Annotated in this window: 8 protein-coding genes; 4 read left to right on the top strand and 4 right to left on the bottom strand. The window is 53.2% G+C overall.

What is annotated here, in order from left to right:
* Positions 1-268: 268 nt before the first annotated feature.
* The 4 genes from ACR0J0_RS22220 to ACR0J0_RS22205 all read right to left on the bottom strand — a co-directional run bounded on the left by ACR0J0_RS22220 (position 269) and on the right by ACR0J0_RS22205 (position 5117).
* A complete protein-coding gene (locus ACR0J0_RS22220) occupies positions 269-1534 on the bottom strand; it encodes an NnrS family protein (RefSeq protein WP_480666166.1) in 1266 nt (421 codons plus the stop codon).
* A gap of 1485 nt (positions 1535-3019) precedes the next feature.
* The gene (locus ACR0J0_RS22215) at positions 3020-3265 is read right to left on the bottom strand and encodes a hypothetical protein (protein ID WP_480666165.1); all 246 of its coding nucleotides are present in this window, start codon (positions 3263-3265) and stop codon (positions 3020-3022) included.
* Between the two features lie 87 nt (positions 3266-3352).
* A complete protein-coding gene (locus ACR0J0_RS22210) occupies positions 3353-3685 on the bottom strand; it encodes a helix-turn-helix domain-containing protein (RefSeq protein WP_480666164.1) in 333 nt (110 codons plus the stop codon).
* 448 nt (positions 3686-4133) lie between these two features.
* Positions 4134-5117 (bottom strand): helix-turn-helix domain-containing protein, encoded by a 984-nt coding sequence (locus tag ACR0J0_RS22205; RefSeq protein WP_480666163.1) that lies wholly within the window; start codon positions 5115-5117, stop codon positions 4134-4136.
* A gap of 307 nt (positions 5118-5424) precedes the next feature.
* Between ACR0J0_RS22205 and ACR0J0_RS22200 the strand changes: the two genes are divergently transcribed.
* The 4 genes from ACR0J0_RS22200 to ACR0J0_RS22185 all read left to right on the top strand — a co-directional run bounded on the left by ACR0J0_RS22200 (position 5425) and on the right by ACR0J0_RS22185 (position 9575).
* Positions 5425-7041 (top strand): sulfatase-like hydrolase/transferase, encoded by a 1617-nt coding sequence (locus ACR0J0_RS22200; RefSeq protein WP_480666162.1) that lies wholly within the window; start codon positions 5425-5427, stop codon positions 7039-7041.
* Positions 7042-7116: 75 nt separating this feature from the next.
* On the top strand, positions 7117-7716 hold the full coding sequence (locus tag ACR0J0_RS22195; protein WP_480666161.1) for a hypothetical protein: 600 nt from the start codon (positions 7117-7119) through the stop codon (positions 7714-7716).
* Between the two features lie 243 nt (positions 7717-7959).
* Complete coding sequence (locus ACR0J0_RS22190; RefSeq protein ID WP_480666160.1) at positions 7960-8820, top strand: tyrosine-protein phosphatase; 861 nt, start codon at positions 7960-7962, stop codon at positions 8818-8820.
* 362 nt (positions 8821-9182) lie between these two features.
* Positions 9183-9575 carry a LysE family translocator gene (locus ACR0J0_RS22185; protein WP_480666170.1) on the top strand — a complete coding sequence of 131 codons (393 nt, stop codon included), beginning with the start codon at positions 9183-9185 and terminating at the stop codon, positions 9573-9575.
* Positions 9576-9732 lie beyond the last annotated feature (157 nt).

Here is a 9732-nt window from a genome sequence, read left to right as displayed (position 1 = left end):
CCTGTCATCGACGCGCGGCTTGCCGTGGGGCTTCGGGAAGAAGGGCTACAGACGCGCCATTTGCGCATCCGCAAGCCAGAAGAGATCAGACTTGTTCACCGCTCGTTTTTGAACCGTGAATCACGCCGCAAAACGGAAATCAATGGGTCCCGACGCTAGTATAGAGCGCGACCTTGATGAACCTCTCGACATGGGGCGCTGAACGGATTGGCACTTCCGTTCCATATAGCGTAGAGTAAATCTCTCTTGATCAGGGTAAATGAAGCGGTCATGCGCTTTCAGAAATGCCATCGGTGGTTCGCTTTGGACCGCTGAATACTGGCCGCGGCGCGGGGTGGAGTAACGCCACGCCATGCCTCAGCAAGAAAATGGCCCAGGCAATACACCAGATCAGGGGCACCAATGCGTACCCTTGTGCATCGGTCGGGGCGAATACCCGCAAAACAGCAGCTACCCACAAAAACGCGAAACCGCCTTGGTCGATCAAAGACGGCTGCAATTGACTGCCGCGTTGCGCCACAGCACGCGAAGCGACAGCATAGATAGAACAGGCGATCGCCCCAGCGGTTAACGCATGCAGAGCTGCGCTGTCGGGCACCTTCCCCAAATCTGCCCTGCTCAGTGCCACCAGCAACAGACCTAATGGCAGCCAAAAGTAGGCCAGTCTAAGCATGCTTAGTAAAGCGTCCCTGAAAGTGTCTGTGGAATGCCAAATCAACAATCGGGCGGCCTCGGTTGCGGCTGCAACTATCAGACCTGCAAAGACCCAATAGGATGCGCTTCCAATTGTGTCCAGAATGAGTGTGACGAGGAGTGCCGCCGCAGAAGCGTATCCGCACAGCTTCGCCAATTTGAAGCGCCTGGAGTAAGGAGCGGTGCAACTCAGCCTGTTCCAGGTAAAGGCGGCAACCATACGGCCGCCGACGACCGACAGCAGGGCGGCAAATCCCAGTACCGGGATGGACGGCATAGTTCCGCCGCGAAGCACTGCGATCTGGATACAGGTCATCGTTAGCGCAAAAAGCGCAAATCCCACACCTTTTATGGATGGGCGTCGCAAGGCCGCACAGGCAAGGGTCACCGTGACAAAGCCCATAAAGGCTGCTGCTCCAAACACAACCACGGCGGGATCGGTTCCAATTGCGCCTGCCGCAGTCAGCCGGGCAAGGAGCCAAAGAACCAAAAGGAAGACAACACTCCGGGCCGACATACGAGTTCCACTGGACCAGCTTGGCATCGCAGTCAGCACGTAGCCAGCAAACATGGCTGCGGCGAACCCAAAGACCATTTCGTGCCCGTGCCACGCCCACCGGTTACCAAACGGCGAATTCGTCAGATCTATTCCCGAGTTCCAGCCGACGATACCTACCCCCACGATTGCCCAGGTCGCGCCAGCAAGAAACATGGGTCGATGGGGCATCACCATTGGACAGTCCCAACCGCGTGACAATGCCGGATTGTCGGTGATGAGGCGACGGTATCCGGCCTCTCCGAGAAAGAAGCCGTTTCTAAGGTGGGCGTGGTTTCTGAGCACTGTTTCAACTCCATTCGAACCCGATCGCGCCAGACTTTGGCCTGACAGACAACCAAAATGCGCCAAAAGCCCCTTGGTTCTCCTTCTGTTTGGTTCGAAAGCTCATCATCTAGTTTCATTGCGAGTAAAAAGTGTATCTGATCATCTATGCGGAAATTACCTAGCCAAACCACCCGGTATTTCGAGCGCTGAGAAGGGCATCAAAGCGCTAGGGTACTACTTCTGGCTTTGCAACGGGCAAGTTTTTGACTGGCCCAATCAATCCAACCAAAAGGCATAGAAAGCGAAAATTGCTCTAGGACTGAAGAGAGCCGCCGATCTTCAAGCGCGACATCTCGAAGCCGGAGGGGACCACTGGATTGCCCTCGAATTTGCTCGACTCGCAGGTCTGCGTCGCTACGTGAAGCGTGGAAAAAGTTGTTCAAGGTTAATGCTTACGAAAGCCATACCGGGCCCCAAAACCCGTCTCACGACATTTCGATGTTTATGAACCTGCACGGCATCAACAATGATGCCCTCTAGGGCGGGAGAGTGGCAAGATCAGGGCGCTTCACAAACCATTATATAGGAAACTGTGCCAGTTGTTGTGAACTAGGTGTTTGATCCCAAGGTTTGATAGTCGGATCCATTCGATGGAATGGAAGGATGCCTTATGGGACAGATACGTCACGGCTGCGTCACGACATAGGATACTGGTTCGGGATAAGATTTGGAATTACTGCGTTTTCTCATGATTTTGAGCACCCCAAAATCCGTGTTAACCTCGTGGCAAGTTTCGTTTTTCGGCGAGGTTCGGCGATTTCCTCTCCGAATGCGCGAAATAAAGCCACCGGATCGAGCGTCGGACCTTCGTGCCTGCGTTACCGTGGAACAAGCCCACCGCCGCTTATCCCTGTACCGTCAAAACCTGTATCGGCAAGGAGTAGCACGTACCCCAAAGGTTCCAACTAAGTCAGTCGGGTCTGGCTCGCCAGAGACTCACCAGTATCTCCCGCTTCAAAGTTAACCGATCCTTTTTCAGCCGGGTTGAAAAACCCAACTTTTTCTCGATTTTCGGCTCCATTTCCGTGGGTTTCATGCACGACGGCAAAATCGCTTGACGCTCCATCGTTGAGCGCGCAGTTTCAGCCAAAAAAGGGATCACTGTCGACGTTCCCTGCTACATGTAACAGTACACAAGATTCAGTTCTAAGTATCGCCCAGAATTGAAGCTCTTGGCTGGACGTTTCCTGCATATGACCAATTGTCAGACGGAAGTTAGGTTTTTCCGAAACGGTCGGCATAAGCTTTCATGAGCTCAGGGCTGCGTCGGGCAAAGAGTGAATTGGGTATGTTTTTACCGGCGAGACGCCAGAATTCGAGACCTGTGGCGTTATAGTTTGGACCGATGAATTGGAAACTAGGATCCTTGCAAAGCTGATGCCCTATTGGGCTTGCGTCGATGGCGGCCAGATCCTTTAGATAAACCTCCCTTTCCACGAGGTCTTACAAGACTTTCACAAACCCATTTAGCAGATGATGCGCAGATTTTTGATGCCCGTGCGCGATGTAGACACCGGCGCAATAGCCGAAATAGTTGCCGGGAAGAACCGGGCGTCGAAGGGCTCCCAGACTGAATTCAGCTTCAACCAGTCGGCACTCGCGGAACCTGGCTTCCAAATCTTCATCCAGGAAAACAAGCGAGATATGAGCGGCCAATTCGTCTCCAACCATGACGTAAACGCCGGACATCGCCCCATTCTTTAGAATCTCCGCCCAGATGGGATCGCAAGCGGAGAACCCGTCGGGAAACTCATGAGCACTAGCGAGTTCCAAGGCCTAAACTGCAGCATCGGCAAATTCGATAGATCCGTATTCCAATGCCACTTCATGTTCGCAAAGAACCCGGTAGGAGTCGTGCTTTTCATTTGAACGGATTTCCCAATCCTCACGGCAAGCCACAACTTCGCCCTGCGTCCATCCGAGCTTTTCTATCAAAAGGTGTTCTAGGTCACCTCTGATGTACGACAGTGACCGTTCATATTTGCTGATCGCATCTACACTTAACCCTCGCAAAACAGCCAATTGTTCCTGTGACATTCGACCGTGCTTGCCGTTGCGAGCTCGATAGCTTCGAAGTTTGTCGGCGAAGATGGGAGATGAGGCGGTCATGTTGTCTCCGAAACGGTGGTGCCGCTGCTTATCAATATGCCTGACAATAGGTGATTGCCCAAGTGACTTACGGATGACTTACGGGTTTTGGCGGATCACGTCCGTGTCCAAGTTCCTTAAAACGAGCCAAGCTCGACGCATAAACAGAGAAGGAACATGCCATGTCACGTCGCATAAGTCAGCTACCCGGTTCGCTCGACGCAATGTTCGTTGGGTTTGCTTCCGGCCCCAAAACCCGGAGCCGTCGCAGACCTGACACCAGTTATCCAAAGCGAATGAGACGAGATGGGCCTGTGTCCCCAATGCGCCGCCATCGGTTTACGGGAAATCTTGACGACTAGATCGGAGCCACCATTTGTGAATTTGCTGCAGAAGTCCGATTGCTGACATCTCCAGCCCGAAGCAGCCCTAAGAAACCATTCTTTGTAATTCTCACTGTAGGCGGATTTTACCGATTCATCCGTTTCTTTAATGTCTCTGACGGCAACTCGCCAAAGAACGAGCGATAATCCCGTGCGAATTGACCCATGTGCCAAAATCCATGGTTATTAGCAACGTCAGCGATTGACTCCCAGGACGACCCATTGAGCAACTCCTCTCGAACGTTATCCAGCCGCAGCCTGACATAGTAAGCTTTCGGACCTTGCCCGAAGCGCTCTTTGAACGCGCGATTTAGGGTGCGTAGAGAAGCTCCGCTTTCGACGCATAGTTCTTCGATAGAAACCGGTGACGCAAAATTGTCCTGCATTATTTCCAATGCTCGGTCGAGAGCCCGGCGTCTGGTTTGGGCCGTACTCTTGTCTTGATGGGCTTCGCTATTTGTCAGGATATTCAGCACTCCAAGCATGAGCGCTTCGTCAACGCCTTCGGTCCATTGCTCCTCGGGATTGCCGAGCAAGCTCGCTATCTCACGCTCCAACCAGTCCATCCTGCGCGCGTTGTCTTCGGATAGCAGCAATCTGACCGCTGGACCGCCCGTTGCCAGGTTATATCCGCAAGACTGCGCAAGTTTTTCGAAACAAGAGGTGTTGAACGAAACAACGTTGCCAAAAAAACGGTCCGTAGACACGCCATCAAAACCATCATTGTTCCCGAATGTGAGGAACGCGTCATGCTCCATGTTGCAACCTTGCCACGAATTGACTGTGCCACGGCGGGAGATACCAAACGTGCTCCAGCCATCGGGTGAGACACCTCGTTGGTGGACTGCCGCATCTAACGAGATCTTCAACACAGAAGAAGTCCGGCTGGTACGAACAGCTAACTGTGTTGTCAGAGGACCTGCGTCCAATTGACGAAAGTCCATTTCCCATGGCGTCATTTCCGCAAGGTCATTTGGGTGCATCAGGTTCAGCCGGATCGCACGTGAACTGTTTTCACCCATGTTATCGACAGAATTAGACAAGTTTGGCCGATTTTTGATGTGGTCCATTCCGGCATCCTGACAGTTTACCGGAAAAGAAAACTAATCCGATAGGGACTGAGTCAAGTGACACATCAAATCCCCAAGCCGCCTATGGGTCGGCCTCGCCTGCCGATCTCCGACGCTCGTTCGGAGAGGGTTGTGACTTTTCTTACCCCACCAGAGTACCAGCGCCTAACGGAACTGGCCAATCAATCCGAACAATCGCTGTCGGCCCAATGCCATGACTTGATTGCTGAGGCGTTGAAACAAGTCGCCACCAACAGGAGAACCCGTAATGAAGACTAGGCTAAAACAAGTTGCGTCGGTAACAGCCGTGCTGACATCACTCCTGGGCGCGCCGGTTGCCGCACAAAGCGAACCAATAATTCACGACGGCGAATTTTCGTACTTGCGAGCCCAATTCGGCGAACAATGGGATGCGCAAGATGCGGATATCGAGACAAGGCTGACTGAAATTCGTGACGCCAATGGTGGTCAGCCACCTAACTTTCTGTACATCCTGATTGATGACGTCAGTTTCGGCCAGATGGGCAACCGGACAATGAACTACGTCACTGGTTTTGACACACCCAACATCAATGATTTTGCATCAGAGGGCATGTCTTTGATGCGAATGTATACAGAGCCGTCCTGCACACCCACGCGTACGGCAATGCTGACAGGCCGCCACCCAGTTCGCGCGGGTGTCGAGGAGGTCAAAGTTGCCCTTGTTGGAGAAGGTCTCTCTGCTGAGGAAGTAACGATTGCCGAAATATTGAAAGAAGAGGGCTACAACACTGCGCACGTCGGCAAATGGCACCAGGGGGACATCGAGCAGGCATATCCGCATAACCAAGGTTTCGACTGGGCAGCATTTCCCCTGCATCAACAGGTCCAACTCAGCCTGATGACACGTGATGCGATGGTCGCCAACAATATGCTCGGCTATCATCCATCCGGCCAATCCAACCAGTTTCAACTGGATGAGCGTTTTAAGCCATACGGCCTAGTAACGGGCGTCGAAGCTGTGGCCGGAGGTCAGGCACGCGAAGTAGACTTGGAGCCGGGCGAGGAGTGGACGCAGGCCAAATACGAAGAGATGAACCTTCGGTATCAGCAACAGGCATTGGAACAGCTAGAACGGTTAGCCGCCAGCGATGAGCCGTTCTTCCTGCAATACTGGCCGCTGTATCCGCTGAACTTTGCTTATCCTGATGAGGCCGTATCTCGGAATGGCGGCTTTCACGCGGATAAACTCCAAGTTCTCGACGCATGGATCGGGGATGTCTTGGCCAAATTGGAAGAAACCGGCAAGGCAGACAACACAATTGTCATGATCATGGCCGACAACGGATTGATGTATCATTACGAGGGAACATCCGGTCTGAACCAGCTCATCTATCGAGGGGGCAAGACACAACATCTGGAAGGCGGGGTTCGGACAGACGCGTTCATCAGATGGCCCGGTGTAATCGAAGCGGGAAGCGCTGCCGGTGACATTGTTCACGTATCAGATTTGTTTACGACCTTCGCCCGAATTGCGGGTGCGACGGACCGAATTCCGCGCGACCGTGTTATTGATGGGGTCGATCAAACGGCACTGCTTTTGGAAGGCGAAGGCAATTCCCGACGCGACTATGTCTACATTTATGAAGGGCCGGTACTGCGTTCTGTCGTGAAGCAGGAGTTCAAAATGCACTTACCAGCGCCGGGACAGCCCGGAGCTGCAGCCCCGGTTTATAACGTCTATCGTGACCCGCGGGAAGAGCATCCCCTAGTGGGGTATTCGCTGTGGTCGGGTGCTTCGTTTCAAGACATGGTGAAGCGACACCAAAAGACCATCGAAAAACACCCTCATAATCCGCTTGGCAAGGGCGTCCCATATGAAGGGATCGAAAACCTCCGGCCCGAAAGTGAACTGGCCCGCGAAGTGTTCTCAAGCTGGCAATAAACCGATCCAAGTGGGTGTAGGGGCTTGAACCGCTGCACCAGCGCCCGAGTTGGGACAATCGCAAAGGCCCCGAAAATGAACACTAGCTCTTTGGCTGACCGAAAATGGCGATTGTCCGCGATGGCTTGCGCCCTTTGGATTGCGTTTGCCTCATCCGCACGTGCAGAAAACCCGACCTGGGAATTCACGGGCTACCTGTATCTTTGGGGACCCGCCTTGAGCGGAGAAACAACGACGGGGACCAACATCTACATCAGTTTCAGCGAGATGTTAGACAACCTGAACTTTGGCCTGATGGGTGCGGTGGAAGCGCGGCGCGGAAAATTCTCGGTCTTTGTTGACGGTTTGTATCTCAATTTGGGCAATGACCAGAATTCTGCCGCTAGTCCGGGTATCCCGGCAACCGGAGACGTCGATGTAAAAGGCACGGTGTTCACTGGTTCGGTCGGGTACGACATAACTGAAACACAAGATGCGCGCCTTTCAATACTGGGCGGAATACGAAGCTTAAACTTTGAAAACACAGTCAGCATCGCTGTCGCGGGCGGATCACGGCGCATTTCCGGCAAATCAACAACTGGGATGCTATCGACGGCTTTTGCTGGACACAGCAACTCACTGACCGTTGGGGGCTATCTTACTACGCCGATATCGGCACCGGAGACAGCGACCTGACAACCCAAGTAAGCCTGGCGGCGAACTACAGGATTAACAATTGGGATCTCGTGATGGGCTATCGGTATCTCGATTGGAATATTGGCAACTCGCGGTCGATCTCGGACTTGACCCTTGACGGTCCATTTGTCGGCGCAAGGTTTGATTTTTGAAACCGGAGCAAATCAGCACCTTTGTTTCATCGAACTCAAGTCTGCGCCTGACGGAGAACGGACCTAATGATCACTTGAGAGGAGGAAGCAAATGACCATCCTACGAATGTTGACCTTGGCCGCCGCTCTTACATGTGGTGGAGCCTTCAACTATGCACTGGCTTCTGAAGACCGCGTCATCCCCATTGAGGGCGTAGCAAACACACGGGATCTTGGCGGCCTGAAGACCGACGATGGGCGTTCTGTCCGTATAGGGCAGCTCATACGTTCCGGCGAAATAGATGGCATGGGCGCCGACGGGATGACTCTGTTAGAAGACCTCGGAGTGACGTCAATCGTTGATCTCAGAACCACATTGGAAGCGACTGCTCATCCGATCCTCTGGCCGGACGGACAAGGACCCGCGCGCTACAATTTTCCCGTTATGGAAAAAGAAGCTCAGATGATTGATGATATGCGCCACGATATTAAGTCTGGAACGGCTACCGAAGCTGTTACAGACGCGCTTTTCTTTGATGCCTTCGGATACATCCCGACCGATTATACTACTGAGTTGCGTGGCTTGTTCGACGTCTTGATCAACCAGCCGGAGGGTGAAGCCGTTCTTTACCATTGTTCGGGTGGGAAAGATAGAACCGGCGTTGCAACGGCCATGGTCCTCAGTGCATTGGGGGTCACGCGAGAGGACATCGAAGCTGATTTCATGATGAGCAATGTCCTCAAAGATGCTGACAACGCGTCTGTGAAGATTGCTGACCAAGTGAATGCCGAACACGGCACCAGCATGCCCCCAGAAGCTGTCTGGCCATCCTTGGGCGTTCGAATAGAGTACTTGGACAACTTCTACAGGAGCGTGAACGAAACCTATGGCTCGGTGGACAATTACTTGCATGAAGGGCTTGGCCTGACGGACGAGGACCTGGAAAAACTACGCAACCGGTACTTGAACTGATCAACCGCGCATGGAAGCTAGCGCCGCTGAAGTCAACTCGATTTAGACCTATAAAACCGTGTTTTGCAGTTCCCGCTTTGTGGGATGAAGCTGGCTTTTGGACAAGGATTGCTTAAGCTGTTCTCCGAAGGGAATTTCCGATGGAGCTAATCCGGATACTCGCGCTAGTCGGCGCTAGCACTCTCTTGGTTGCCATTCCTCGGCCGAACGTAGCATAGATTGTTGGAAACACGCTGGCGTACGGATTTTGCTTCAGCGCGATGACAGTGTTTGGCATAACTATCGGTGTGGCATTGCAACTTGTAGTCGTCGTACTTGGCCTGGCCGCGCTCCTCGAATTTGCGGCTTCTGCTATTCTATGACTGAAATGGATCGGAGTGGCCTATCTGGTCCATCTCGGCGTGAACGCATGGCGTCAGGGCATCGCGGACCTCGACATCCGAGGCGCCAGCCGTGAGCCGCTGACTGCAGTCTTTTGGCAGGGACTACGACTCGCCACGATCAATCCAAAGACGTTGGTATTCAACGCGGCTTTCCTGCCGCAGTTTGCGGTTGCCGGATCAGGCGTTTCTGCCTTGCTTATTACCTCTGCGATCTACCTTGCCGTAATCATGCTTGGTGATCTTAAGTCGGTCGCGTCTGCGCAGACGGCGCGACCCGCAGTAGCTAGGCTCAGGCGGTTGCGTCACAGGTTAACGGGTGTCCTTTTCTTTGGGTCGGGTATCGGTCTCGCTTTGGCGCGAGTTGATAGGTAAACGAATACTTCGAAACAGCAGTAAATTGCTCCGCCTTGTTTAATGGTCATTTTAGGCTCACTGCAGACATCGGAGTGAGCACAGCATCCTGTGATATCGTCGCTCGTCAACGTCGGGTTGTCGTTGTGGGAGAGTAATGCCGATCAGCGGATCAGTC

Source organism: Ruegeria sp. BF12 (genome assembly GCF_056538705.1).
This window is presented reverse-complemented; position numbering and strand designations above follow the sequence as displayed.